The sequence below is a fragment of the Sulfurimonas hydrogeniphila genome (assembly GCF_009068765.1).
Classification (GTDB): Bacteria; Campylobacterota; Campylobacteria; order Campylobacterales; family Sulfurimonadaceae; genus Sulfurimonas; species Sulfurimonas hydrogeniphila.
This window is the reverse complement of record NZ_CP035534.1, coordinates 1,682,874-1,708,841: the sequence shown is the minus strand read 5'-3', so window position 1 is coordinate 1,708,841 and position 25,968 is coordinate 1,682,874. Positions and strand designations below refer to the sequence as shown.

Genomic DNA, 25,968 nt, shown 5'->3' with positions numbered 1-25,968 from the left:
ATATAATCATACAACTAAAAAAATTTAATAAAGAGAATAGATTATGCAAAACAACATAGAACCGATGACACTTTTTGGCTACGAGAAGTTACAGGCCGAAGTGAAAGATTTAAAAGAGGTAAAACGACCGGGTGTTGTCAAAGCGATTGAAGAAGCGCTTGAACACGGCGATTTAAAAGAAAATGCAGAGTATCATGCGGCAAAAGAGCAGCAAAAAAGTATAGACAACCGCCTTGCAGAGCTTCAGGAGATTTTAGGAAATGCCCAGATTGTTGATCCTAAAGATCTGCAGCACACCAAGGTGAGCTTTGGCTCAACGGTTGTCATGACAAATATGGACACAGACGAAGAGGTAACCTACACGATAGTTGGCGGCTGTGAGAGCAATCCTGACATAGGGCTCATCTCTTTTAACTCTCCTCTGGCAAAACAGCTTCTTGGCAAAGAAGAGGGTGACGAGGTCAAAGTCCGTCTCCCCGGCGGTGAAAAAGAGTTTGAAATAGACGAGGTGAAATACCAGGATATTGTTTTTGAGTGTAAAGAGTAATGCAAAACAAGAGTAAAATAAATGTAGGCGTGGTCGGGGCAACAGGCTACACAGGGCTGGAACTTGTCAAAATGCTCATAAAACATCCTTTTTTTCATTTGGCATACATCGCAAACTCTGAAGGCGGAACGACCATAAACAAGCTCCATCCTTCTTTAAACGGTGTGTGCGAAGATGAGGTGCAAAAAGCAGATATTGATGCAATGGCGCTTACATGTAAACTGGTTTTTTTGGCACTGCCGCATAAAACAGCAATGGCTTACGTCAAGCCGTTGTTAGAGAAGGGTATCAAAGTTGTTGACCTCTCAGCTGACTACAGACTGCCGCAGGATATTTATGAGGCATTTTACTGTCCCCATACAGACCCAAAAAATCTGGAACATGTTGTCTACGGACTCCCTGAACTCAATCGTGAAGCGATAAAGTCTGCAAAACTGGTTGCAAATCCGGGATGTTTCCCTACATCCGCGATATTGGGACTGCTTCCGTTTATGGACAAACGTATTACGGATACACCGATTATAATTGATGCAAAAACAGGAGTGAGCGGAGCAGGCAAAAAGCTCAGTGAAGTGACACATTTTGTGAATGTCAATGACAATCTTTTTGCCTACAATCCTTTGTTGCACAGACATGCTCCCGAAATTGCAGACAAACTGAATATCTCTTTTGACAAAATCAGTTTTGTACCGCATCTGGTTCCTGTGACGCGGGGTATGATAAGTTCGATTTATATACAGGTCAGTGATGATTTCGACGCCCTGGATGTTGTAGAAGAATTTTATAAAAATGACGTACATGTAAGGGTGAGTTCTGTGCCGGTGGACATGAAAAATGTTGCCGGAACAAATTTCTGTGACATCTATGCCCAAAGAAAAGGCAATATACTTTTTATATCTTCAAGCATAGACAACCTGATGAGAGGAGCATCTTCTCAGGCCGTTGTCAACGCCAATCTGATGATGGGCATTGATGAGACGACGGCGATACCAGATATAGCCTATGTCCCCTAAACCGGTTATTATCCAAGAGGGTGCGTTTATTGTTTCTGATGCGCACTATTCACACCTGCGTCCGGAACTTTTATATTTTTTACGAGAAATACACAGTAAAAATATGGCAGTACCCCAGCTTATTCTGATGGGAGATATCTTTGACGCTCTGTTTGGGTCTATAGACTTTACATGTAAGCAGAACAAAGAGGTTATAGCGCTTATAAATGATATTTCCAAAGATACGGAAGTTGTCTATCTGGAGGGGAACCATGACTTTAATATAAAAAATGTTTTTCCAAAGGCCAGGGTTTTTTCGATTAAAAACCAGCCGGTAAAAGCATTGTATCAAAAGAAAAAAGTCTATCTTGCACATGGAGACTTTGACGGGGAGAGACTCTATAAACTCTACACATCTTTGATACGAAGCCCTTTTGTTCTTTTTGTTTTAAAGTATATAGATATATTTTCAAAACATGCGATTTTGAAAAATCTTGACAGCTATTTGAGTAAAAAAAATGACTGTCAGAAATTTACGGGTTTTAGAGAATTTGTACAAAAGCGTTTGGCAGAAAAATATACCTGCGACTACTTTATAGAGGGACATTATCATCAAAACATTTCTTTTGACACAGACGGTTTTTACTATATAAATCTGGGTGCTTTTGCTTGCAATCAAAGATACTTTATTGTAAAATCAGCTCAAGACATAGAGTTGTTGGAAGAAAAAAAATACTCTAGGGAGATATAAAAGATGGATGAAAAGTCTTTAAAAGTTGGTTCCAATGAGATGGAACTTGTTGATTTTCGCATATTTAAACAGGAAAAAGACAAGGTTTATGAAGGTATTTACGGTATCAATGTCTCTAAGGTCAGAGAAATTATACGTTTGCCAAAACTGACAGAGCTGCCAAGTACACCGGAGTTCATAGAGGGAATATTTGATTTGCGTGAAGTGGTCATTCCTGTTGTCAATCTGGCAAAATGGATGGGTGTGACTGAACCCGAAGATGCAAAGAAAAATGCCCGCGTTATTATTACAGAGTTTAACAATGTGCTGATAGGCTTTATAGTTCATGAAGCAAAACGCATCAGAAGAATCAGCTGGAGTGATATAGAACCGGCAACTTTTATGAGCAGTTCCTCAGGACTTGAGAGCAATAAAATAACTGGAGTAACAAAGATAGAGGGTGATAATGTTCTTTTAATCCTGGACCTTGAAAGTGTTGTTCAGGATTTGGGACTGTATGAACCTGAAACAGATTCCGCACCGGAGAAAATAGAAACATTTTCAGGTCTGGCAATGGTGCTTGATGACAGTGCAACGGCTCGTAAAATTGTCAAAGATGCATTGATGAAAATGGGCTTTCATGTTGTAGAAGCGATGGATGGAGAAGAGGGTCTTAATAAACTGAAAGATCTCTATGAAACTTATGGAGATAATTTGGCAGATAATTTAAAAATAATTATTTCAGATGTTGAAATGCCAAGAATGGACGGTTTTCATTTTGCGGCGAAAGTCAAAGAAGATGAAAGGTTCAGTGATATTCCTATAGTCTTTAACTCCTCAATCAGTGATCATTTTAGTGAAACAAGAGGTGAGGAAGCCGGCGGAGAAGCTTATTTGGTTAAGTTTAAGGCAGGTGCATTTTTTGATGAAGTATCACGTATTGTACGTGCACATATGAAGAAATAGGGAGTGTAAATATGGATGAATTTCAAGAGATACTGCAAGATTTTTTAGTTGAATCGTTTGAACTTGTTGAAAAGCTTGACGAAGATTTGGTCGAATTAGAATCCCGTCCGGATGATTTGGAATTGCTAAACGGGATATTTCGTGTTGCACACACCGTGAAAGGGGCTTCATCGTTTTTGAATTTTGACACCTTGACACATTTGACACATCATATGGAAGATGTGCTCAATAAAGCCCGTCATGGAGAGTTGAGTATCACTCCGGATGTTATGGATGTTATTCTGGAGTCTATTGACCTGATGAAAGCACTTTTGGAAAAAATCCGTGACACGAGCAGTGATGAAGGCATAGATGTGGCCGCCTGTGTCGCAAGACTTGACAAAATAAGCAACGGTGACCTTTCAGGACTTGCCGATGCAACAGCAGCACAGGAAAAAGAAGAACAAGAGCCTGCGGCAGCTGAAGAAGAGACTCAGGAAGAAGAACCGGACTATGACAATATGGACCCTGATGAGATAGAAGCTGAAATAGAAAGACTTTTGGCACAGCGCCAGGCCGAAGACAGAGCCAAAAGAGAAGCAAAAATAGCCGCGGGTGAAGAAGTGCCTGTGATGCCACCGGAACCAAATGAAGAAGAGCCGAAAAAAGAAGAAAAACAAGAGAAAAAAGAAGAAGTTCCAAAGGCACCGACTCCTGCTCCTGTTTCACAAAATAAAAAAGCATCGCAAAATGCTTCTGCTGAGGATCCAAAGGCGGCAGCACCGGCAAAACGTGCACCTGCCACGGTTGAGCAGACGATTCGTGTGGATGTCAAAAGACTTGACCATCTGATGAATCTGATCGGTGAACTTGTTTTGGCAAAAAACAGATTGATTAAAATCAATGATGATGTTGAAGAGCGTTATGAGGGAGAAGAATTTTTAGAAGAGCTCAACCAGGTTGTCTCTATTGTTTCTCTTGTAACGACTGATTTGCAAATTGCGGTTATGAAAACGCGTATGTTGCCAATAGGAAAAGTTTTTAACAAATTCCCTAGAATGATCCGGGACCTTTCCCGCGAACTCAACAAGAAGATTGAACTTGTTATCTCCGGTGAAGATACAGAGCTTGACAAATCAATTGTGGAAGAGATCGGGGATCCGCTTGTGCATATTATCCGTAACTCCTGTGACCATGGTATAGAGACGCCAGAAGAGCGTCTTGCGAAAGGAAAACCGGAAGAGGGTACGATTACACTCAAAGCCTATAATGAGGGCAATCAGATTGTGATTCAGATAGATGATGACGGAAAAGGGCTTGACCCGGAGATGCTTAAGCAAAAGTCGCTTGAAAAAGGCATCATCACTGAAAAAGAAGCAGAGCAGATGAGTGACAAAGAAGCATATACACTTATCTTTAAACCGGGATTTTCAACAGCTGCTGCCGTGACAAGTGTATCCGGACGCGGTGTCGGGATGGATGTTGTCAAAACAAACATCGAAAAACTCAACGGTATCATAGATATTGACAGTGAAATAGACAAGGGTACTTCTATAAAACTGAAAATTCCACTGACTCTGGCAATTATTCAGGCACTTCTTGTGGGTGTTCAAGAAGAGCATTATGCCATTCCTTTAGCCTCTGTTCTTGAAACGGTCAGAATTTCAAAAGATGAAATATATACAGTAGAGGGACGTTCTGTAATGCGATTGCGTGATGATGTTCTTTCACTGGTGCACATCGGAGATATTTTTGAAGTTGAGCGTATTTTGGATGCGAGTGAACATGCCTATGTTGTTGTTTTGGGACTCGGAACAAGCAAACTGGGGCTTATTGTAGATATTTTGGTAGGGCAGGAAGAGATTGTTATCAAATCTCTCGGTGAGTATCTCAAAGGTATTGAAGGGATTGCGGGAGCTACCATCCGCGGAGACGGAGGAGTGACACTTATCGTTGATGTTGTGGCGCTTATGGATATGGCCAAAGAGACAAAAGCCACGCAGATAAGCTCGTCAGATGAATCTGCGGTGAAAGAGAAAACAAAAGCGAGTGACTATACTGTAATGATCGTTGATGATTCCAAAACAGACAGAACGATTATGCGAAAAGCACTGGAACCTATGGGGATTACTCTTGTTGAAGCGAGTGACGGACAAGAAGCACTTAACCTCTTGAAATCAGGCGATCACAATATAGATGCAATGCTCATTGATATCGAAATGCCAAGGATGGACGGATATACACTTGCCTCGGAGATTAAAAAATACAACAGATATAAAAACCTTCCGCTTATAGCCGTAACATCAAGAACAAGTAAATCTGACCGTATGCGCGGGGTTGAATCAGGTATGGTTGAGTATATCACGAAACCTTATTCTGCCGACTATTTGGCAAGTGTTGTACAGAGAAATGTTAACTTTAAACCGGAGTTTTTATAATGAGTGATAAATTAAAAGATATTATTAACAAACAGGCTGAACAAAATGACAGTGTTGTTGATCAGCTCGATGATGTGGTACAACTTGTCGGATTTGTCATAGGGGATGAAGAGTATGCAGTACCTATTCTTTCCATTCAGGAGATTATCAAACCTTTTCCATGGACAAGAGTTCCGCAGGTGCCTAAGTATGTTTTGGGTGTGTTTAATCTTCGCGGTTCTGTTATTCCGCTTATAGATCTGCGTACAAAATTTGGACTGCCTCCTAAAAAACAGAGCGAAGATACACGCTTTATTGTTATGCGAAACGGCTCTGATGTGGCAGGATTTGTGATTGACAGACTCACAATGGCAATTCGCATTAAAAAAGAGAATGTGGGACCGCCGCCTGATACTGTCAACGGTGATGACACTATTATAGACGGTGTAGGAAAGCAGGCAGATAAAATTATTACTATTTTAAAAGTGAACAAACTTTTAGAAAGAGATTTTTAGCCTTTTTGTCTCATGCCTGAAAACCTACTGCGCACTACTATTGACAAAGAGAGTATTTCCCTTGAATTTTCAGGGGAATTGACACTCTACAATCTTCATCAAGCCCAAGAATTCATTGCAAAAATCGAGCTCTCAAATTTTAAAAAAATTACTGTTGATTTAAGAGATGCCCGCTATCTTGATACCGCCTTTGCTCTTTTTTTAGCTGACCTGCAAGAAGAGTACAATGTAAACACAGAGTGTACAAATACAAACTTTTTGCATACACTTGCATTGACCAAAGAGCATAAAAAAAAGCTCGATAAAAAATACAAACCTTTAAAAGAAAATATATTTGAGTGTATGGGAAAAACTTTTTATCGCTCCTACCTTTCATTTATCTCTTTTATGGAGTTTATCGGGAAGGTTTTTGTCTCTTTTTTGCTCTATTTTAAAAGTGTTAAAAATATCCGTATAAAAGAGATAGCTTTTGAAATCAATGAAAGTGCACTGCGTGCTCTTGGCATTGTAGCATTGACAAGTTTTCTGATTGGTTTGGTGACAGCCTATCAGGCTGCTTATCAGCTTCAGCGATACGGAGGCAATATTTTTATTGTGGATATGATGGGTATTTCTATATTCAGAGAACTTGCCCCCTTGATTACGGCAATAGTCATCGCAGGCAGAAGCGGTTCAGCCTATACGGCACAGATAGGAGCGATGAAAATCACACAGGAGATTGATGCTATGCGGACTATGGGCTTTGACCCATATACTTTTTTGGTTTTGCCAAGAATAGTTGCTCTTGTTGTTATGCTGCCGATACTCATTTTTGTAGCAGATATTATGGCTATGCTCGGAGGCATTATCGTTGCCGATTTGAGTCTGGACCTGCCGCCGGCACTTTTCATTGACAGACTGCAAGAGGTAGTGGCAATGAAACATTTTTATGTGGGACTTGTCAAAGGACCGTTTTTTGCATTTTTGATTGCTTCTATCGGTATTTACAGAGGGTTGATTGTCAAAGATGATACACAAAGTATAGGCTACAATACTACAAAAAGTGTTGTCGAGTCACTTTTTGCCGTAATTGTATGTGATGCGGTTTTTTCTATAGCCTTTACAAATCTGGGGATATAATGGAACTGATTAAAGTATGCGGTGTCAAAACAGTTTTTGGTGACAAAGTGGTGCATGACGGGCTCAATTTACATGTAAACGAAGGTGAAATTTACGGGCTTTTGGGACCAAGCGGCTGCGGAAAAACAACACTGCTGCGTGAAATGGTCATGCTGCAGGAGTTTCACTCAGGAAGTATTGAGATTTTGGGACAGAAAATAGAGAGTATCAGTGAAAGCCAGGCACAGGAACTCAGGCGAAAATGGGGTGTATTGTTCCAGTTTGGTGCTCTTTTTTCTTCTTTGACTCTGGCGGAAAATATTGCGTTGGCGCTGCGGGAGTATGCAACACTCTCCCAAAAAATGATAGAAGAAATAGTGGCATTTAAACTTGATCTGGTAGGTTTGAAACCAAGTGATGCATTTTTATATCCTTCGCAAATAAGCGGAGGTATGCGAAAAAAAGCGGGGATTGCCAGAGCTTTGGCGATGGATCCCAAACTGCTTTTTTTGGATGAACCTACAAGCGGACTTGATCCGATTTCTGCCAGAGAGTTCGATGAACTTATATTGCAGTTGCGTTCAATGCTGGGACTTACTATGGTAATTGTCACACATGATTTACATTCTATATATAATACTTTGGATAGAATGGCTATAATTGATAATAAAAAAATTGCTTATGAGGGCAGTTTAGAAGAGGTTACTTCTGTGAAGAATGATTTTATACAGACTTTTTTTAGAGATACAATATGAACAATAAAGTAAATTATACATTGATAGGGTTTGTCGTTTTGTTGGGAATGCTCAGCATACTCGGATTTGTTTACTGGATGCTCAAACCTGAAAAAGCAGAGGCGACACAAAAGTATATTATATATTTTAACGAATCGGTGTTGGGACTCAATCTTGATGCACCTGTGAAATACAAGGGTATAAAAGTAGGCAAAGTAATACGCTTGCGTATAAATCCGAAAAACACCGAACAGGTGGAGGTGACAGTCAGTATGCTAAAGACGACACCTGTCAAAGAAGATACGGTGGCAAAGCTTACTGCACAGGGCATTACCGGATTGAGTTATATAAATCTGACAGAGGGAAGCAATAATGCACCGCCGCTTACAGCAAAAAAAGGAGAAATGTATCCTGTAATCAAGTCAGCTCCTTCTTTTTTCGCAAATGTGGAACAGTCGCTGGATTCGGTCTCTGAACTGTTGCTTATGACGCTTGACAGAACCAATGAGCTGTTGAGTGAAAAAAACCAGGAACAGTTTTCTAGATTTTTACACGAGAGTGCTATGGTTATGGCAAAAATTGATACAATACTTGATGAAAAAACCATTGCACACCTGCAGGCAAGTGCGAAAAATATGGAACATATCACAGCTCAGATTGATAAAAGTATTCCCAATATGAATAAATTGGTTGCACACAGCATTGCATGGGAAAAGAAAATCAATGACTCTTTTTCGAGTATCAAACAAACATATCTGGAAATGGGACATATTATGAATGATATGGCAAAATCTTTTTCTGATGTACAGAATAATGTTGAAGATATTACAGTGCAGTCCGTACCGTTGATTAACAGCACTGTGACACAAATGCAACAGACATTGATAAATTTAGATGAGCTGTTAGAACATTATGACCGCAGTCCGAGTGATATTTTATATAAAAAAGAAAGATACAAAAGGGGACCTGGTGAAAAATAGATTATTAATTATATGCCTTACATGTATCGCGGTAATAACAATTACCGGATGCACATCGCCGACACCGGCGCAGAATCAGTACCGACTCAATATACAGCCAAAAGCAGTAAAAGTACAGACAGGCAAATGTCGGAAAAAAACACTCAAAGTAGAGCGCTCTTTTGGTGACAAACTCTATATGTCCTTGAAAATGTATTATGTAGAGGGAAAATATGCACAATACTCTTATGCCCAGTCAAGATGGGCGCAGACGCCAAATGATGCTCTAACATATGCTGTTACAGAGTATTTGCGGGATCTGAAGCTTTTTAAGAGTGTGCAAAGTGCAGAATCAAAAACAAAAAACGACTACAGACTGGAAATAAATATAGAAGATTTTATGCAGTATTTTGATGAAAACGAAAAAAATTCTTTTGTCAATGTTGTCATTACATGTAACCTGGTTGATGAAGCGAGTCATAAAACAGTAGCGACAAAAACTTTTTATTTTAAACAAAAAACTTTGTCAGATGATGCAAAAGGCGGGGTTGTTGCACTCAGCAATGCCTTGGATGAAATTTTAAAAGAGTGTGGTTTATGGCTGCAGGGAGTATGTCTTGATAAGTGAAAAAGAGTACAAACAAAGAAGAATACGTTTGGGACGTAAACTGAAGCCTTTGAGTGTAGCTGTCTTGTTGAGTGCAGAGCAAAAAACACGTTCCAATGATACACAATATCCATACCGACAAAACAGTAATTTTTACTATATGAGCGGTTTCACAGAAGACAATTCTGCTTTGGTTATTGTAAAAGATGCAAAAAAATTTCACACTTTTTTGTTTGTTGCCAAAAAAGACAAAATGCAGGAACTCTGGCATGGAAAAAGGCTGGGAAAAGAGAAAGCCAAAGAGCTTTTCATGGTGGATGATGTTTTTGAAATTGATGAGTTTGAAGAAAAACTTAAAGAGTTTACAGAAAATAAAAAACATATCTATCATGATTTCAAACTGGAATATGCAAAGGTTAAAATCTTAAAACGCTTTAAAAAAAGCATACAAAGTTATGAGAATCTGGCGACATATATTGAAAAAATGCGTCTCATAAAGTCGAAATCTGAAATTAAGCTTATTAAAAAAGCTATCAATATTACAAAAAAAGCACATCATAAAGCGATGAAATTGAGTGCGAAACTGCATTATGAGTATGAACTGCAGGCAAATTTAGAGTACATTTTTAAAAAAAACGGTGCCTACAGCGATGCTTATACCTCTATTGTAGCCTGTGGAAACTCTGCCAATACTTTGCATTATGTAAACAACGATAAAAAATTGATGCAAGGTGATCTGATACTCATAGATGCCGGATGTGAATACCGGTATTATGCAAGTGATATAACGCGCACAATTCCTGTCAGCGGAAGTTATACAAAAGCACAAAAAGAACTCTATGAAATGGTTTTACATGTACAAAAAGAGATTATAAAGATGATTTTCCCTGGCGTGTTCAAAAGTGTACTGCAGAAAAAATCCGAAGAGTTGCTGTGTCAGGGAATGATAGATTTGGGAATATTGCAGGGAGAACTCAAAAAACTGCTAAAAGAAAAAGCACACAAAAAATATTATCCGCACGGTATCGGACACTGGATGGGGCTCGATGTGCATGATGAATGTCCCTATAAAAAACCAAACGGCAAAGAGATTCCGCTGCAACCCGGTATGGTTATGACCATAGAACCCGGTATTTACCTTGATGCAGCAGATATAAGTATTCCTAAAAAGTACAGAGGTACAGGCATAAGAATTGAAGACAATATTTTAGTTACGAAAAACGGCTGTGAAAATCTCTCTTCACATATTGCAAAAGAGATAGAGGAAATTACTCGTAAGAGTAACTCCAGCCGGTGAGATTCTCTTTTTTTGCTTCATCAAAGGCATCTGAATCTGCCAAGAAATCCATGACATGCATTACTGTATAGGGAATACTTTTTTGATCCTCCGGCTTTACCAGTAACATAGGCATGGGGGTGTCTTGTGCCTTGCTGAGTGCAAAACCCACTGGCATAAGCTGACTCATGAGTTCTGCAGGTTTGCCTATTTTATGTTCCTGCAAAAATTTTTCCAGTACGGCATCCTGAATATCTTTTGGCAGTGCTTCTTCTGTATTTAAAAAGAGTGTAAAGTGTATGGGTGTCTGTTTGAAATGATCCGGTGCAGGTGCCGCCATAATGATGTACTCTACATTTTTTAAATGCTCTTTTATCTGTTGTCTGTTGAGATATCGGTCTGTTTTTATTGCCTGGGCTTTCATGATTGCTCTTTTTTTATGACAAAATGTCAGTTTTTAAATTTGTTTGGAATTTTAACATATAAGAGGGGGAAGAACAAGAAAAAAAACAGTCGGTACTTCAGTGCGGGATGGCAATATCTATAAAGATTATGGTACAAAATATGCTTAATTATTTGTATCAAAGAAGGATATATATGCAGTTTATCGAAGCACTTAAACTTAGAAGCAAGCTTTTTTTTCTTTTTCTTTTGATTACTGTCGGCCTGTTTGCTCTTGGCTTCATAGGGACAAACTATGTCAATGCAATGAAAAAAAATATGGATTCTTTGTACTTTGGTTCTTTGATACCTGTAACAGAATTGAATGAGATAGTCAAAACATACAGTTACGACCTGGCAGCTACTGTTTACAAGGTGCGTAGAGATGAAATCAGCCCCAGTGAGGCAGCTTTTAAAATAGACACATCTTTAAAATATATCAATAAAAAATGGCAAAGTTATAAGTCTCATTTTAAGACAGAAGAGGAATTGTATTATCTCGAATATGCTGATTTGGAAATTAATCGTGCCAATAATTATTTTTCCAAAGTTCTAAAAGCCGTGCAAGCTTCCAAAAATTTAGCGCATATATCAATAACAACACTTGAAAAAAAAGTTGAGACAATTCATAATGTTTTGGAAAAACTGATCAATTATGAAGTCAATATGGCGAATTATGAGAGAAAGAAGTTTTTATATACCTATGATTCAATTTTGCTAAAAATTGGTACTTCACTCGGACTTATTATTGTGGGACTGCTGATAATTCTTTTTTATGTATTTGAGAGTATTCAAAAAGATCAGACAAGACTTGAAATTGCAGCGAAGAAACTTAAACTTGCCAATAAAAAGCTTGAAAATGCCTCTTATACAGATTCTTTGACAAATCTTCACAACAGAAGATATTTTAATTTCATTTATGAAAGAGAAGTCAAACGTGCAAAACGAAATAAAGCCTATATTACATTTATGATGCTTGATATTGACTATTTTAAACAATATAATGACACTTATGGACATCTGGCAGGAGATGAAGCACTTAAAAGTGTTGCAAAAGTTTTAAAAGAGACACTCAAACGACCGGGAGACTATGTTTTTAGACTTGGCGGTGAAGAGTTTGGAGTACTTATGAGTGATACGAGTGAGACAAACAGTGCAAATATTGCCCGGGAAATCTGCAATGCTGTAAGAGGCCTTGAAATAAAACATGAAGCTTCAAAAGTACATGAGTATCTTACACTCTCTATTGGAGTCGTTTGTTGTGTAGCAGATGAAGCGCTGGATGAAGATGTGTTGATTTCACGGTCTGATGAAATGCTTTATGAAGCAAAAGAGGCCGGAAGAGACAGGTATATAATCACATCCAATGCCTCAAAGGCAAAAATTGCCTAGTGTCCGTTTTTGAAACGAAATTTTTCTTCAGTTAAAAGCGGGCGAAGCTTTTCTTTTATATCTCCCTGAAATTCCATCCAGTTTTCTTTAAGAGTGCCTCCGCAACCAAGCTTTTTTTTCAGTAATTTTAAGAGGAGTGCCAGTTCATTTTTTGGTCTGTGAAATTCTCCAACCAGTGTAACTGTTTTGCCTCTGCGTTTTTCTTTTTTAAAAAGTAAAAAATGTTTCGCGGGTTCTTCCGTAATGTTTGAAGTTTTTGGAGGGCCGGGATTATGAACTTCAGCCCAGCTGTCATCATCTATACTCGCACCGATAAAGATGTCGAGTTTTTTCCCTCTACTCATTTTTTTCTCCAAGATAGCGAAATCGTGGTTGCATACAGCCATTGACAGATACAGTTTCAAAAAACATACTGTAAGGCCGTACCCAGAGTCCTTCGTCTCCATACAGGGCGCGATAAAGAACCATAAGCTCTTCTGTTTCAGAGTGCCTTACGGTATCAATCACTTGATACCTTTTGCCTTTGTAGTGTTCATAAATACCTGTTTTCATCAGCAAACGCTCTGTGCCAAAATACTCATCTGTTCTTGTGTGTAATTCTTATCATGAAGCGTATCTGTGACATCGCGCAGGGAGTAAGTTTTGTGATTATAAAGAACAACAAATATTTCATCCCCTTTTTGTAAAAAAGTAGTTTCTCCATAGGGCGTATATCGTGTAGCTCCTATGCTGATAAGCGCTTTTTTGGGGTAGTTACATGTAACTGTATAACTTTTTAAATCTTCCAGCGGTCCAAAATCTTTTTGGGTATTTATCTGTTTGCATATCCATTGTGTGAGTTTTTCATAAAAGTAGCTGTAACCGGTTAGTGTTGCATTTTCGCCATAGGGATGCAAGGCATCATTGCGACGTAAAAAACTGCAGATGCTGAAGTCATCCATTACGCCGCCCTCTTCAAATTTGTCAATTGAAATGAGTTGCGAAGCAAATCCCTTGGAGTTTTGTCCCCAGTTTTTTTTGTCACTGATTTTTTTGGCACCGCTGACACGAATAGAGCAGTCGTTATATGCACCGAAATATGTTGGTTCAATAGCCGTGATTTGTCCGTTTTGATAGGTCAGTTCACACAAAAGTCCAACTTCGGGTTCTGCCTGGACATGGACATCTTCTTTTGGCAGTTGTATCAGTGCAGAAGAAAGCGGATAGGTGAAAAGTATCTCACTCGGACGAGAAGTCTCTTTCTTTTTTTCACAGGGCAGGTAGAAAGGAAAAAGCCCTTTTGGCGCGGCCTCATCCTCTGTTACAATATTTCTGAACTCTTCAAGCTCTCCGGCCTGGGCAAGGTGCAGGGCAAAATTGCCGGCGATTCCAAGACCCAAATACTCTTCGTATTTTTTCATTTTCAGAGTGTTCCGGCTTCTTTGGCAGCAGCAAACTCTTCATAGCTTCCCTGAAAGTCGGTATAGGTATGATCATCATGCAGTTCTATGATGCGTGTGGCAAAAGCGTCAAGAAGTTCACGGTCATGCGAGACACAGATAACATTGCCCTTAAACTCATGCAGTGCTTCACCAAGGGCAACAATCGCTTCAAGATCAAGGTGGTTGGTCGGTTCATCAAGCACAAGGAAGTTACCACCCTCAAGCATCATCTTACTAAGCATCATTCGGTGTTTTTCTCCCCCCGAAATCGCTTCGACATTTTTCTCCTGCTGCTCTCCGTTAAAAAGCATTCTTCCGAGACAGTTTCTGATTTCTGATATTTCCCGTTTAGGATCAAAGGCACGCAGCCAGTCATAAAGTGTGCCGTCGCCTTTGATAATATCCGCTGTATCCTGTGGAAAGTAGGAAGATTCAATTGTTGCTCCCCAGGTTACAGTACCGCCACAGCTTGGTTTGAGCTCTTCCATAATTATTTTTACAAGTGTTGTTTTTCCTACACCGTTGCCACCGATAATGGCGATTTTTTCACCCGGATTTACTTTAAAAGTAACATCTTTTAAGACTTCATTGTCTCCGTATGAATGACAGATATGCTCAACATTTAAGGCTTCGTCTCCCATGACTCTTTTTGGTTTGAAAACGATAGAAGGATCACGGCGGGATGACGGTTTAATCTCTTCTATATTTAATTTTTCAAGCTGTTTTTGTCTTGAAGTTGCCTGTTTTGCTTTTGATGCATTGGCGCTGAATCGACGAACAAAAGCTTCTAGCTGCTCTTTTTCTTTGAGTTTTTTTGCATTGTCGAGTTCCATCTGTTTTGCCATGACATTTGCCGCAATATACCAGTCGTCATAGGTGCCGGTAAACTCTCGGATTTTCTGGTAATCAACATCAAGAATGTTTGTGACTACTGCATTGAGAAAATGTCTGTCATGCGAGATGACAACCATCGTTCCCTCATGTCTTTTGAGTTCGTTTTCAAGCCAACTGATTGTTTCAATATCAAGGTTGTTGGTCGGTTCATCCAAAAACAATACATCAGGCTTTGGATATAAAACCTGCGCCAAAAGAACTTTGAATTTGTCAGCAGAGTCAAGTGTGCTCATCAGTTCATTGTGCTTTTCAGCCGCAATTCCGACATTTTCCAGAATTTTTGCAATGTTTACATCGTATTCATAGGTCGGGTCTTCTTCCACACAGATAGTTTCAAGTTCAGCAAGACGGTTGTTGACAGCATCGTCTTCAAAATCACCGGACATATAAATTTCTTCTTTTTCTTTGATAGCATCATACAAGCGTCTGTTTCCGTATAAAACAGCATCCATAATTGTAAAGTCTTCATAAGCATACTGGTTTTGTCCCAAAACGCCGACTTTGTTTTGTTTTGGAATGATGACTTCCCCGTCATATTCATTGATTTGACCTGAAAGAATTTTCAAAAATGTTGTTTTACCGGCTCCGTTTGCTCCGATAAGACCGTATCTTTTGTGACGGTCTAGTTTTAAGTTTATGTCTTGAAAAAGCACTCTGTTTCCAAAGCGCATTGTTAAGTTTTGTACTGTTACCATATTGTTTAGCCTAGTTAATATTTTTCGCGATTATATCTAAAATATGGTTAAAAAAAGACTACCCGGTTGCGCCCGGAAGCTTTTGCCTCGTATAAAGCCTGATCAGCGCGTTTTAAGAGTGATGTTTCCTTTTCTCCGTTTATGTACTCTGTAACGCCAATACTTACTGTGATTTTTTTTACATGTTTAAAAGGATGTTCTTCTACACCTTTACGTATTTTTTGGGCAAGTTCCATAGCCTGTTGTGTATTTGTATGGGGGGTCAGCAGCATAAACTCTTCACCGCCCCATCGCCCGAAACTGTCCGTTTTTCTTATGGTTTGCAAAACAATACGACTCAACTCCTGCAAAACATAATCGCCCACATCATGTCCATAGGTGTCATTGACATTCTTAAATTTGTCTATGTCAAGCATAAGAAGACTGAAAACTTCACCGTAGCGTTTTGTTCTTTTTATTTCATCTTCTATAAGTGTTGACATTTTATAGCGATTATACAGACCTGTAAGCGCATCTTTGGTTGCAAGTTTTTGAAGTTCTTTTTCCAGAGCAATCCGTTGTGTTATATCACGGCTTGTGGAGACAAAGTAGCGCACCTTTCCATCTTTGTCTTTTATGGGAGAGATGATTTTTTCATCATAGTACAGACTTCCGTCTTTTCTTTTGTTGATAAAAGTATTTTGATAGGTTTTTCCCTCTGAAACAGTTTTCCATAGATTATCATAAAACTTTTTTGAATGTTCTCCTGATTTGAGTATACGGTTGCTTTTTCCTACAAGTTCATTCTCTTCATATTGCGTATTCTCGGTTGCCGCAGGATTTACATAAATGATTTTTCCGTCAACATCTGTAATCTGTACCATTTCATGCATCTGTTCCACAGCCTGTGAAAGAAGCTTTAGTTTCTCTTCGCTCTCTTTGAGCTGCTGTGCCGCTCTTTCGTTTTGTATGCGTTGTATAAGAGTTTTTAATTTTTCATTCACAGCATCCAAATCTACCGGTTTGAGAATGTAGCCGTCTATTCCAAGGTTAATGGCTTTGTGTAAAAATTCACTGTCATTGTGGGCTGTTATGAGCATAATAAGTTGGGAAGGATTGATTTTTTTGATGGCTTCAGCCATCTCGAGTCCACTCATTTTTGGCATACGGATATCTGAAATAACAATATCCGGATGGTGCTTTTTGTACAAAGACAGCCCCTCTTCTCCATCTTTTGCAATATAAAGCTTAGTGCAAAAACGCTGCAAAAAGCGTGAGAGCATCTCTCTTACATGTACTTCATCTTCCACATACAATATAGCAATATCATTCTTACTCATCAAAGTCTATCCTAAATTCTGCACCTTCGCCGGTGTTTTTTACGCTCAGTTTTGCGTTCATATTTTCTTCAATCATCATTTTAGACATATACAGACCCATTCCTGTTCCTTTGCCCTGTTCTTTTGTCGTAAAGTAGGGCTCAAAAATCCTGTCTATAACCTCTGGAGTGATTCCCCCACCATTATCACGTACTATTACTGTATGATTCTTTAAAATAATTGTAATTTTAGCGTCACTGATATTTCTTTCAAGCAAAACATCTTTTGCATTGTTTATAAGGTTTAAAATAACCTGCTGCAGTTCATTTTTGTACCCGATTGTTTCAAAATCTTCACCAAGGAGTGTAACTTTGATGTTGTTGTTTTGCAGTTGCGCTGTTTGAATAGAGAGAACTCTTTGTACCGCTTCTTTTACACTAAAGCGTTCCTGTGTTTTGTCAACCCGGTAGAAATTTCTAAAATCGTCAATGGTATCGGACATAAACTGAATTACTTTTTTTGTTGATTTTATGAAGTCATCAAGGTACTCTTTTGTAATTAATCCGTCTTCATAATCATATTTGAGATTTTGGACGGCTATGCTTATCTCGTTAAGCGGTTGCCTCCACTGATGGGCAATGGCGCCTATCATCTCTCCCATGGAGGCAAGTTTACTCTGCTGTTGAAGTGTTTCAAGCTGTTTGATATTTTCATTTGTTTTTTCTTTCACCAGTTGTTCGAGTGTTTCATTGAGTTTGTTAAGTTCTTCTGTGCGTTCTTTGACTTTTTTCTCGACATCTTTTTTTGACTCTTCTAACTTTTGAAGCATAATCTGCAGAGAGTCTGCCAACTCTTCGATTTCATCATGCGTATGAATAGTATTGAAGTCAATGTTGTTTTTTGACGTATCATCGGCAATGGCTTTTGCAGCCTGGGTGATTTTACTGAGTGGTGTGATAAGCCAACGGACAAGTATAAGTGAGATCAAAGCAATAAGCAAGGAGACTAGCAAACTATAAAGTGTGAGTGAGTGAATAAATTTTTTATAGTCTTTTTGTAAAAAACTGCTTGTAGATGTCAGTGCAATATATATGAATTTATCTTTTGTATAGTGAAGTGTTGTATAGGTAAACAATATATCGTCTTTATAATAACTCTGTTTACTCAGATCAAAATCATAATCAAGCCTGTAGTCTTTGTGCCCAAACACATATCCGAATGTTTTGCTTTGGTCCTTATTGTAAATATAGTATTTGTTTTTGTCTGCAAGATAGATGTTTTTAGGGCTGTTTTTGTCATCATATTGTTTAATCACCCGAAAAAGTTTATTGATATTTGCATTGATGATGAGCATACCAAAGAGTTTTTTGTCAATATATATTGGTAAAGAGATGCGAATAGTCGGCGTAAGCGGATAGGAAAGCTGTCCATACTCTTCATTGAGTGTTATATCTGAGACAGAAACCTCTTCAGGATGGAGTTTTATTGTTTCTTGAAAGTATTTTTTTGCTGATTTGTCTTGTAAAAGACTCTTTTTCTGAATATGTACACCCTCTTTGTCTTTATATGTGACAAGGAGTTCCCAACCGGTTTTATATAAAAGACGGATGTTGAAATAGGCATCGTTGTGCGATAAAAGAGCGATAAAGTTTTTTTCAAGAGAAGACTCTATTCCTTTTAAAGTTCTGTTTGTTTTTTTATCATAACTGTAAGGATTGTAAAATGCCCGCGAATATGCTGTAACATCTTCATTTTTTGAGAGGATTTTTGCATCATAAACAACCTGTTGGATGTCGTTGTGAATACTTTCTTTGTTTTGTTTGAGCTCAAAGTTGAGTTGTTCAAGGGAATTCTCTTTTGAATACTGCATCATAAGAGAAAAAGAGAAAAAGACAATCACAAGTATTCCGACCGTGGCAATGATGAAAGTGCCGATGGCAACCTTTGTTGAGAGACTAATACGCATAGGTACTGTCTTTGAGAATTTGTTGTGCGAGTTTGTTTGTTGCCTCTAAGACACTAAAAACATCTGAAGGTGTTTTGTTCTTTGGTGTTTTTTGTGAGAGCGCAGTTGTATGCTCTTGTATATTATAGTAAACGCGCAGTTCTGAAACAGTCCCGCTGATGAGGCGCAAGGCATTATATACAGAGTTTGGTGTGATGATTTTGTCACGCGGAATAGTAAGTGTTGCTGAGTTGAGATTGCCTCTTTTTTTGATTTTTGTAAGTGTCTGCATGAGTTGCAGACTTTGCATAAAGACATCAGAGGGAGCTTTTGATTCATACTTCAGCAAAGGAACAAGTATCTGTTTTTGCGTCAAATGATAACTGACAGTCTGGATGTTTTTGTAGAGTTTGACAGCAAGAATATAGGTCTCATTCGGAGTATACTCCTGGTTTAAAATTGTATCAAGTTCATACGATATTTTCCATAAGAGATTATAAACATCAGAAGGTGTCTTGTCCTGGTATATTTTTTTCTCGAGGTAGTTTCTGTAGGAGATAAAATTATAATTATATTTTTTTGTATTGTAAACTAGGTTGATTTCATCATCAAGTCGTAAAATGAGTTCATATACCTCACTTGGTGTTATTTTTGTATTTGGTGCATCAGGGATTTGTGAGGGGTAAAATCCTTCGAGTGATTTTAGTTTTGCTGTTTTTTCCAAATCTTCAAGTCCTTTAACATAGACATAAATAGGCTCAAGTCCATAGACATACGGTACTTTTTTCGCTTTGAGCTGGATGCCTCTTCTCTCTTTGATTCGCATAATTTTATGCAAAATATATTCGCTGAGTGCATAAACTTCATTAGGTGTTTTGGTAAGTGATTTTTGTGGATACTGATTGAGCGGATGAGAAAAATCAAAAGCAGGCAGAAGTGCTTTTGCATACTCAAGATTTTGGACGACATCCGAAGGTGTCTTTTTTGTTTGGAGTTTTTTTGGTGGAAAGCTTCTTTCTATTCCCAAACGGCGAGAGAGTCTGTTAAGCTCTGCTTTGACGGTTTGCAGAGAGTCATATACTTCTGTGGGAGAGATGACTTTGTGCTTGGCTTTTGGTACAGGTACGGGCGTCATCCAGAGTTTTTTTTCAACTTCACTTATCTTTTTTATCAAATCTATTGAGGCATAGAGTGCATGATTCGGATGAAGGTTTGGTCGTTTTGGCGGCATTTTTACATCACTGTACTCTCTTTGTGAAGAGCGTAAAAATTCAATACGCTCAAGAATCTGCTGTGACTGGATATAAACATCACTTGGGGTAAATCCCTGTCCCAGCAACTCATCAAAACCAAGAGAAACTGTCCAGAGTACCTGGTAAACATCACTCGGTGTTTTGTCTTTGTACTGTTTGTAAGCAAAGTACTTTTTTTGGTTTTTGAGCAGGTAGTGAATCTCTTCTTTTAGTCGTATGACATTGTTATATACATCCTGCGGGGTAATTTTTCTTGGAGGAACAGGCGGAATGGCAATAGGACCAAAGTTGTGTATTTCTCTGTATTTGTTTACTTTTGTCAACACTTCAAGTGTTTTTTGAATAACATGCCGCGGCAGTTTGTTATGTTGCTGTTCAACCTCTTTAAGTGGTTTTGTGATGCCGTTTTCTTTGCGCAGTTCTTCAACCATCTGTTTGAGCACAATAGACTGAGAATAGACATCAGAAGGTGTTTTTACCGAAGCGTATAAAAATATCCCAAAGAGTAAAAAAAGCTGTATAAATTTCATATTCTTCCCGTTTTCTTTTCATTATAGAACAGAAAACTTTTGTACTTTCTTAAATACACATTTGAGCATTAAAAGTACGGGTTTCTTTAGCTTCTTATTATGTGCTACAATAACATTATGCAAATAAGAGAAATGACATTCAAAGAACTTTATCCCGTGTATGACCTGGTAAAACAGCTTTACACAGAGCTGAGCTACGATGAATTTGAAGACCTTATATACGATATGCGACATATGGAATATAAGATGTTCGGTATTTTGGAACGCGGTGAACTGGTATGCTACGGAGGTGCAGCGGTGCAGACAAGCCTCTGCCATAAAAGACATCTTTATGTTTTTGATTTGGTCACGGATGAAAAATATCGTGAAAAAGGTTATGCTAAAATGATGCTGGAGTATCTGCAGGATTATGCCAAAACTGCCGCCTGCGAAAAACTTGTACTCTCCTTCAAATGGCAAGGAAAAAATGTTATTCAAGTGTAAAAATTTGGTTTTTTTCTGCAGTGCCGACTGTTTGTTGCTTTCCTGCCATGCTCGCCCGCACTGAAGTACGGGTTCCAAAAAAAACTGTTGTTGCTTTCCTGCCACTCTCAGCCCACCCTGAAGGATGGGTCCCTTTGTATTTCGGAATCGGTACTTTCTATGCTAAAGCATGACTTGTGAAAAAAACTAAATTTTTTTCTGCAGTGCCGACTTTGTGTCTTAACTGTGTAAAACCTGCATAACAAACAAATATTCAGCCACAGCACTTTTTGTATTTTTTGCCGCTTCCGCAGGGACAGCTGATATTTCGCTCTATTTTGGAGTTGTAAAGTGTTCCGTCTTTATATTTCCATTGGCCATCTTTCTGCACAAAAAAACTTTTTTCATGCAGTACATGTAAGGTATCGTTTTCTTTGTAATAGGCTTTAAACTCGACCGTATCTGCCGTTACATGTAACACATCAAGCCTCAGCCACTCTAATGCAGGCGTATGTCGCAAATCTTCAACTGTCTGTGAAACAGAAGTGTGTGCCAAATATTCCCAGTCTTTTTTTACAAATGCCTCATATCTGCTTATCATTAACTCTTTTGGTGTCATAAGGTTCCGTTTTTTAGATAGAATTATACTGTATATTGAACCATTTCAGAACTCAGACTTTTATAGCCTTGAGAGTCGGCACTAAAGTACCGATTCCGAGACACAACGGAACCCAGACTGAAAGCTTATAATCTTGTTCGTAAGCAAAAAGGTAAAAACATGAAAATAAAATCACTCTATATTGCCGCACAGGAAAAAAATGCAGGGACACTTTTTGTCTCTATGGGCATGATGGAAATACTCAAGCGTAAACTGCATCGTGTCGCTTTTTTTCGCCCGATAATCTTTGACAAAAACATACGTGACGGTGATATAGACTTTATTTTGCAGCGTTATAATCTCGATATAGACTATGCAGCATGTTATGGTTTTGACATTAAAGAAGTCGAAGAGATGATTTCTAAAAAAGAGGACAATCTTCTGATAACCCGTCTTATAGACAAATTCAAAAAGCTTGAACGTGAGTATGATTTTGTATTGTGTGAAGGGATTCGGCGTTCTTTTTTAACCTCGACCATCAGTTATGATTTAAATGTCAAAATCGCCCAAAATTTTGCCGCACCCGTGATAAGCGTCATTAAAGTCGACAGTGCCACAACAAAAGAGATATATGAAAATGTTTTGATTGAAAATGAGTATCTGACTTCTGAGGGATGTACCCATTTTGCCACTTTTGTGAACCGTGTCAATGATGAAAAGTACAAGCAGTTGCAAAAAATGTTTGAAAAAGTGCCTTATACAATTTATCTTTTAAAAGAGGTAGAGGAATTGAACTTGCCTACTATTGAGGATGTGATAGAGACGCTTGGCGCAAAAAAGATACTGCTTGAGAGCTATGACCATACCAGAGTGATAAGAAATGTCAAAGTTGCAGCATTGACACTCGATAATTTTTTAGAACATATTGAAGAAGAAGATTTGGTCATTGTTCCCGCTGACAGATCTGATATTATTTTAGGGCTTTTTGGGGCTTTGCACTCTTCAGGTTATCCGAATATTGCTGCGATTATTTTTCCTTTCAGTATGAAGCTTAATAAAAATATTCAAAAGCTCATAGAAGGGCTAAACAGCTTCAAAGTGCCTATACTCTGTGTCGATACCGATACTTTTGAAACAGCAAGAGATGTCATGAAAGTGCACTCAAGACTGCGTGCTCATTCTGAGAGAAAAATCGCACTTGCTTTGGGACTTTTTAACAGCAGTGTGGATATAAAAAGCATAGAAGAAAAGATAGCAACAGCCTACAGTGATATTATGACACCGCAGATGTTTGAATACAAACTTTTTTACATGGCGTCGCAAAATAAAAAAAGAATCGTGTTGCCCGAATCAAGTGATGAACGCATTTTAAGGGCAGCAGAAATAATTTTAAGAAGAGGGGTCGCAGAGATTATTTTTATAGGTGATGAAGAAGAACTCAAAGGGCGTTATCTGCGTTTGGGGCTTGATTTATCCGCGGCAACTGTAGTCAATCATCTCTCATCCCCATTGATAGAAAAGTTTACGGATGTTTTTTACGAGCTGAGAAAACACAAAGGTATCACAAAAGAGGCAGCCAAAGATGCAATGTTGCATGTGAACTATTTTGCCACAATGATGGTACAACTCGGTTATGCCGACGGTATGGTCAGTGGTGCTATTCATGCAACGGCAGATACCATTCGTCCCGCTTTGCAGATTATAAAAACAAAACCGGAATTTTCTGTTGTTTCAAGTGTCTTTTTTATGTGTCTTAAAACAAAGGTGCTTGTGTACGGTGACTGTGCAATCAATCAGGATCCGGACGCGCAAACGCTCGCAGAAATCGCCATTGCATCGGCGCAAAGTGCAAAAATGTTCGGTATTGAGCCAAAAATTGCCATGCTTTCATACTCGACGGGAGAGAGCGGGCACGGCTCGGATGTTGACAAAGTAAGAACTGCCACAAAAATTGTACGCCAAAAGCGACCGGATTTACTTGTAGAAGGGCCTATTCAGTATGATGCGGCAATTGACAAAGAGGTGGCAAAAATCAAACTGCCGAACTCAAAAGTGGCAGGGAAGGCGACGGTATTTGTATTTCCTGATTTAAACACAGGCAACAATACCTATAAAGCCGTACAACGCTCAAGCGGAGCCATTGCTATAGGACCCGTATTGCAGGGACTCAACAAGCCGGTAAATGATTTGAGCCGAGGCTGTCTGGTGGAGGATATTGTCAATACCGTAGCTATTACGGCTATTCAAGCGGGGGAAAACCAATGAGAGTTGCAGTAATCAATGCCGGAAGTTCTTCTTTAAAATTCAAACTTTTTGCAATGCCGGGTGCAAAAATTTTGCAAAGCGAGCTTGTAGAACATATAGGCGAGCCAAATTCGCCTGTAGCAAACCATTTTGAGGCGATAGAGTCTTTACATGTAAACTTTGCAGAGATTGATGCAGTAGGGCACAGAGTAGTTCACGGCGGTGAGCAGTTTAGAGCTTCTGTTCTTATAGATGATGAGGTTATGCAGGCTATAAGTGATTTAATTCCTTTGGCACCTTTGCATAATCCGGCAAATCTTGAAGGTATAAAAGTCGTTCGTCACTATGCGCCAAACATCCCTCAAATAGCTGTTTTTGATACGGCTTTTCATGCAACACTGAAAAAAGAGGCATTTTTATATGCACTTCCCCATGAGCTGTATGAAAAACATCAAATCCGCCGTTATGGTTTTCACGGGACGTCTCATGCCTATTTACTGCAACAAGCGGCATTATTGCTTGGAAAAAAAGCAGAAGATACAAACATTATAAGCTTGCATCTTGGAAACGGAGCAAGTGCCTGTGCTGTTAAAAACGGGAAAAGCTGCGATACTTCTATGGGATTTACTCCGCTTGAAGGGCTTGTGATGGGAACAAGGAGCGGTGACATTGACCCGGCTATTGTTTTATATCTGCAAGAGTCTTTACATGTAAAGCCGAATGAAATAGATGAAATGCTCAATAAAAAGTCAGGACTGCTTGGTTTGTGCGGCGAAAATGATGTACGAAAGATACAAAACCGCAAAGATGATGCGGCAAAACTGGCACTCGACATTATGGTGCGACGGATTCAAAAGTATATAGGTGCGTATATGGTGTTGCTTGAGGATGTGGATGCCATAATATTCAGCGGCGGTATAGGCGAAAATTCTGCATATGTTCGAGAAGCGGTTATGAATAATAAAATACTTAAAAATATAAAATCATTAGTGATAAAAACAGATGAAGAGTTGCAAATAGTAAACGAGTGTTTGGAAGTTTTAAAAAGATAGAAAAATCATACAGGCATAAAAGCCTGCATAAAAGGGGTGTGAGGTTAACTACTAAAGAGGAGTTACGTTCTCAGCCTGTGGGCCTTTTTGACCTTCACCAACTTCGAAAGTTACTCTTTGACCTTCTTCAAGTGAAACACGTCCACCACCGTTGTTGTTCACTTGACGGAAATGTACGAATACATCTTTTCCACCATTGTCTTGCTCTATGAAACCATAACCTTTTTCGTCGTTAAACCATTTAACTTTACCGTCTTGTAATTCTGCCATTGTCTAGCCTTGTATATTTATTTTGTCAAAAAATTGGGAGAGTCTTTAGGAGGTTTTAACACATAGATCAAAAAACACACTAAAGATGAATTCACGCCTCATCTTTCACTTGGCAACAGTATATCAGTTTTTTTTTAAATAACCAAGAAAATATGTAAATTTAAATAAATTCTTTGTAGAAGTTAAGATTTTGTGCATAAAACCGATAGTAATACATAAAGTTCTATAACAACCAGTCGGCACTAAAGTACCGATTCCGAAAAAAATCATTGAGAAGGCAATATTTATGGACATATCTTCAAACAGTGCAATTAAAAATTTATACACAAAAAAACTCTCTGCTGATGATGTCAAAGCAATTAAAAAAGAGATAGCGCAAAATATGAAACAAATTGCTTTACATGTAAACGAAGCAAACAAGCAGACCAACGGTACAGATGAGACAATAAATAAACTGATTTCCAATTTTCAGGATTTTCAAAGCTTTTTGCAAAGTGTGGGCTATGACGGTAAAAAATCAATAGCTGCGTTGTCAAAAGAGGGTGGTGAAAAAATGCTGAAGGAGATGTTTGAAAAAACGGGTTACAAACAACTTGATCTAAAGATTTAAACAAAAAAAAGCAATATTTAATTAAGATTTGTGTAAAATTAAC

The 25,968-nt window shown here is 38.5% G+C and carries 26 protein-coding genes; 16 read left to right on the top strand and 10 right to left on the bottom strand.

The window, feature by feature from the left end; translation table 11 throughout:
• Positions 1-43 precede the first annotated feature (43 nt).
• From greA to ETP70_RS08915, 11 genes are read left to right on the top strand one after another with little or no spacing between them, the layout of a single operon-like run.
• Complete coding sequence (greA, locus tag ETP70_RS08965) at positions 44-547, top strand: transcription elongation factor GreA (protein ID WP_151900864.1); 504 nt, start codon at positions 44-46, stop codon at positions 545-547.
• Positions 547-1,560 carry an N-acetyl-gamma-glutamyl-phosphate reductase gene (gene argC / locus ETP70_RS08960; RefSeq protein WP_151900863.1) on the top strand — a complete coding sequence of 338 codons (1,014 nt, stop codon included), beginning with the start codon at positions 547-549 and terminating at the stop codon, positions 1,558-1,560. The genes greA and argC overlap by 1 nt, the downstream gene beginning before the upstream one ends.
• Entirely contained in the window at positions 1,550-2,290 is a 741-nt protein-coding gene (locus ETP70_RS08955) for a UDP-2,3-diacylglucosamine diphosphatase (RefSeq protein ID WP_151900862.1), read from the top strand. Before argC ends, ETP70_RS08955 begins: the two co-directional genes overlap by 11 nt.
• A gap of 3 nt (positions 2,291-2,293) precedes the next feature.
• Positions 2,294-3,235 carry a chemotaxis protein CheV gene (locus ETP70_RS08950; protein WP_151900861.1) on the top strand — a complete coding sequence of 314 codons (942 nt, stop codon included), beginning with the start codon at positions 2,294-2,296 and terminating at the stop codon, positions 3,233-3,235.
• Positions 3,236-3,246: 11 nt separating this feature from the next.
• Positions 3,247-5,652 (top strand): hybrid sensor histidine kinase/response regulator, encoded by a 2,406-nt coding sequence (locus tag ETP70_RS08945; protein WP_151900860.1) that lies wholly within the window; start codon positions 3,247-3,249, stop codon positions 5,650-5,652.
• Entirely contained in the window at positions 5,652-6,146 is a 495-nt protein-coding gene (locus ETP70_RS08940; RefSeq protein ID WP_151900859.1) for a chemotaxis protein CheW, read from the top strand. The genes ETP70_RS08945 and ETP70_RS08940 overlap by 1 nt, the downstream gene beginning before the upstream one ends.
• A gap of 12 nt (positions 6,147-6,158) precedes the next feature.
• Positions 6,159-7,265 carry an MlaE family ABC transporter permease gene (locus tag ETP70_RS08935; protein WP_151900858.1) on the top strand — a complete coding sequence of 369 codons (1,107 nt, stop codon included), beginning with the start codon at positions 6,159-6,161 and terminating at the stop codon, positions 7,263-7,265.
• Positions 7,265-7,999, top strand: coding sequence for an ABC transporter ATP-binding protein (locus tag ETP70_RS08930; RefSeq protein WP_188109976.1), 735 nt, complete (start codon positions 7,265-7,267; stop codon positions 7,997-7,999). The genes ETP70_RS08935 and ETP70_RS08930 overlap by 1 nt, the downstream gene beginning before the upstream one ends.
• Positions 7,996-8,958, top strand: a complete 963-nt coding sequence (locus tag ETP70_RS08925) for an MlaD family protein (RefSeq protein ID WP_188109975.1) — start codon at positions 7,996-7,998, stop codon at positions 8,956-8,958. Before ETP70_RS08930 ends, ETP70_RS08925 begins: the two co-directional genes overlap by 4 nt.
• Positions 8,948-9,565 (top strand): ABC-type transport auxiliary lipoprotein family protein, encoded by a 618-nt coding sequence (locus tag ETP70_RS08920; protein WP_188109974.1) that lies wholly within the window; start codon positions 8,948-8,950, stop codon positions 9,563-9,565. Before ETP70_RS08925 ends, ETP70_RS08920 begins: the two co-directional genes overlap by 11 nt.
• A complete protein-coding gene (locus tag ETP70_RS08915; protein ID WP_151900855.1) occupies positions 9,555-10,841 on the top strand; it encodes an aminopeptidase P N-terminal domain-containing protein in 1,287 nt (428 codons plus the stop codon). The genes ETP70_RS08920 and ETP70_RS08915 overlap by 11 nt, the downstream gene beginning before the upstream one ends.
• Here ETP70_RS08915 and ETP70_RS08910 read toward each other — a convergent pair.
• Positions 10,813-11,244, bottom strand: coding sequence for a hypothetical protein (locus tag ETP70_RS08910; protein WP_151900854.1), 432 nt, complete (start codon positions 11,242-11,244; stop codon positions 10,813-10,815). The genes ETP70_RS08915 and ETP70_RS08910 overlap by 29 nt on opposite strands.
• A gap of 173 nt (positions 11,245-11,417) precedes the next feature.
• Here ETP70_RS08910 and ETP70_RS08905 point away from each other — a divergent pair, with 173 nt between their 5' ends.
• Positions 11,418-12,653: a diguanylate cyclase gene (locus ETP70_RS08905; protein ID WP_151900853.1), complete on the top strand. Its 1,236-nt coding sequence runs from the start codon at positions 11,418-11,420 to the stop codon at positions 12,651-12,653.
• On the opposite strand, the gene ETP70_RS08900 is transcribed toward ETP70_RS08905, so the two are convergent.
• Genes ETP70_RS08900 through ETP70_RS08870 form a run of 7 tightly spaced genes read right to left on the bottom strand, consistent with a single transcriptional unit; the run spans position 12,650 to position 20,689 of the window.
• Positions 12,650-12,997 (bottom strand): translation initiation factor, encoded by a 348-nt coding sequence (locus ETP70_RS08900; RefSeq protein WP_151900852.1) that lies wholly within the window; start codon positions 12,995-12,997, stop codon positions 12,650-12,652. The genes ETP70_RS08905 and ETP70_RS08900 overlap by 4 nt on opposite strands.
• Positions 12,990-13,205 carry a DUF1653 domain-containing protein gene (locus ETP70_RS08895; protein ID WP_151900851.1) on the bottom strand — a complete coding sequence of 72 codons (216 nt, stop codon included), beginning with the start codon at positions 13,203-13,205 and terminating at the stop codon, positions 12,990-12,992. The genes ETP70_RS08900 and ETP70_RS08895 overlap by 8 nt, the downstream gene beginning before the upstream one ends.
• The gene (locus ETP70_RS08890) at positions 13,205-14,053 is read right to left on the bottom strand and encodes a DUF5718 family protein (protein ID WP_151900850.1); all 849 of its coding nucleotides are present in this window, start codon (positions 14,051-14,053) and stop codon (positions 13,205-13,207) included. The genes ETP70_RS08895 and ETP70_RS08890 overlap by 1 nt, the downstream gene beginning before the upstream one ends.
• A gap of 2 nt (positions 14,054-14,055) precedes the next feature.
• A complete protein-coding gene (locus tag ETP70_RS08885; protein WP_151900849.1) occupies positions 14,056-15,663 on the bottom strand; it encodes an ABC-F family ATP-binding cassette domain-containing protein in 1,608 nt (535 codons plus the stop codon).
• A gap of 47 nt (positions 15,664-15,710) precedes the next feature.
• A complete protein-coding gene (locus ETP70_RS08880; protein WP_151900848.1) occupies positions 15,711-16,982 on the bottom strand; it encodes a GGDEF domain-containing response regulator in 1,272 nt (423 codons plus the stop codon).
• A complete protein-coding gene (locus ETP70_RS08875; protein ID WP_151900847.1) occupies positions 16,975-18,927 on the bottom strand; it encodes a sensor histidine kinase in 1,953 nt (650 codons plus the stop codon). Before ETP70_RS08875 ends, ETP70_RS08880 begins: the two co-directional genes overlap by 8 nt.
• Entirely contained in the window at positions 18,917-20,689 is a 1,773-nt protein-coding gene (locus tag ETP70_RS08870; protein ID WP_151900846.1) for a hypothetical protein, read from the bottom strand. Before ETP70_RS08870 ends, ETP70_RS08875 begins: the two co-directional genes overlap by 11 nt.
• 117 nt (positions 20,690-20,806) lie before the next feature.
• Between ETP70_RS08870 and ETP70_RS08865 the strand changes: the two genes are divergently transcribed.
• Positions 20,807-21,172, top strand: coding sequence for a GNAT family N-acetyltransferase (locus tag ETP70_RS08865; protein ID WP_151900845.1), 366 nt, complete (start codon positions 20,807-20,809; stop codon positions 21,170-21,172).
• A 253-nt stretch (positions 21,173-21,425) separates the two neighbouring features.
• Here the strand turns inward: ETP70_RS08865 and ETP70_RS08860 are convergent, their stop codons facing one another.
• Positions 21,426-21,770: a YchJ family protein gene (locus tag ETP70_RS08860; RefSeq protein ID WP_151900844.1), complete on the bottom strand. Its 345-nt coding sequence runs from the start codon at positions 21,768-21,770 to the stop codon at positions 21,426-21,428.
• A 159-nt stretch (positions 21,771-21,929) separates the two neighbouring features.
• Here ETP70_RS08860 and pta point away from each other — a divergent pair, with 159 nt between their 5' ends.
• Together pta and ETP70_RS08850 are read left to right on the top strand one after the other, a co-directional pair.
• On the top strand, positions 21,930-24,014 hold the full coding sequence (gene pta / locus ETP70_RS08855; protein WP_151900843.1) for a phosphate acetyltransferase: 2,085 nt from the start codon (positions 21,930-21,932) through the stop codon (positions 24,012-24,014).
• The gene (locus ETP70_RS08850; protein ID WP_151900842.1) at positions 24,011-25,045 is read left to right on the top strand and encodes an acetate/propionate family kinase; all 1,035 of its coding nucleotides are present in this window, start codon (positions 24,011-24,013) and stop codon (positions 25,043-25,045) included. Before pta ends, ETP70_RS08850 begins: the two co-directional genes overlap by 4 nt.
• A gap of 51 nt (positions 25,046-25,096) precedes the next feature.
• Here the strand turns inward: ETP70_RS08850 and ETP70_RS08845 are convergent, their stop codons facing one another.
• Entirely contained in the window at positions 25,097-25,315 is a 219-nt protein-coding gene (locus ETP70_RS08845) for a cold-shock protein (protein ID WP_151900841.1), read from the bottom strand.
• 286 nt (positions 25,316-25,601) lie between these two features.
• Here ETP70_RS08845 and ETP70_RS08840 point away from each other — a divergent pair, with 286 nt between their 5' ends.
• Positions 25,602-25,925 carry a hypothetical protein gene (locus tag ETP70_RS08840; protein ID WP_151900840.1) on the top strand — a complete coding sequence of 108 codons (324 nt, stop codon included), beginning with the start codon at positions 25,602-25,604 and terminating at the stop codon, positions 25,923-25,925.
• Positions 25,926-25,968: the final 43 nt, after the last annotated feature.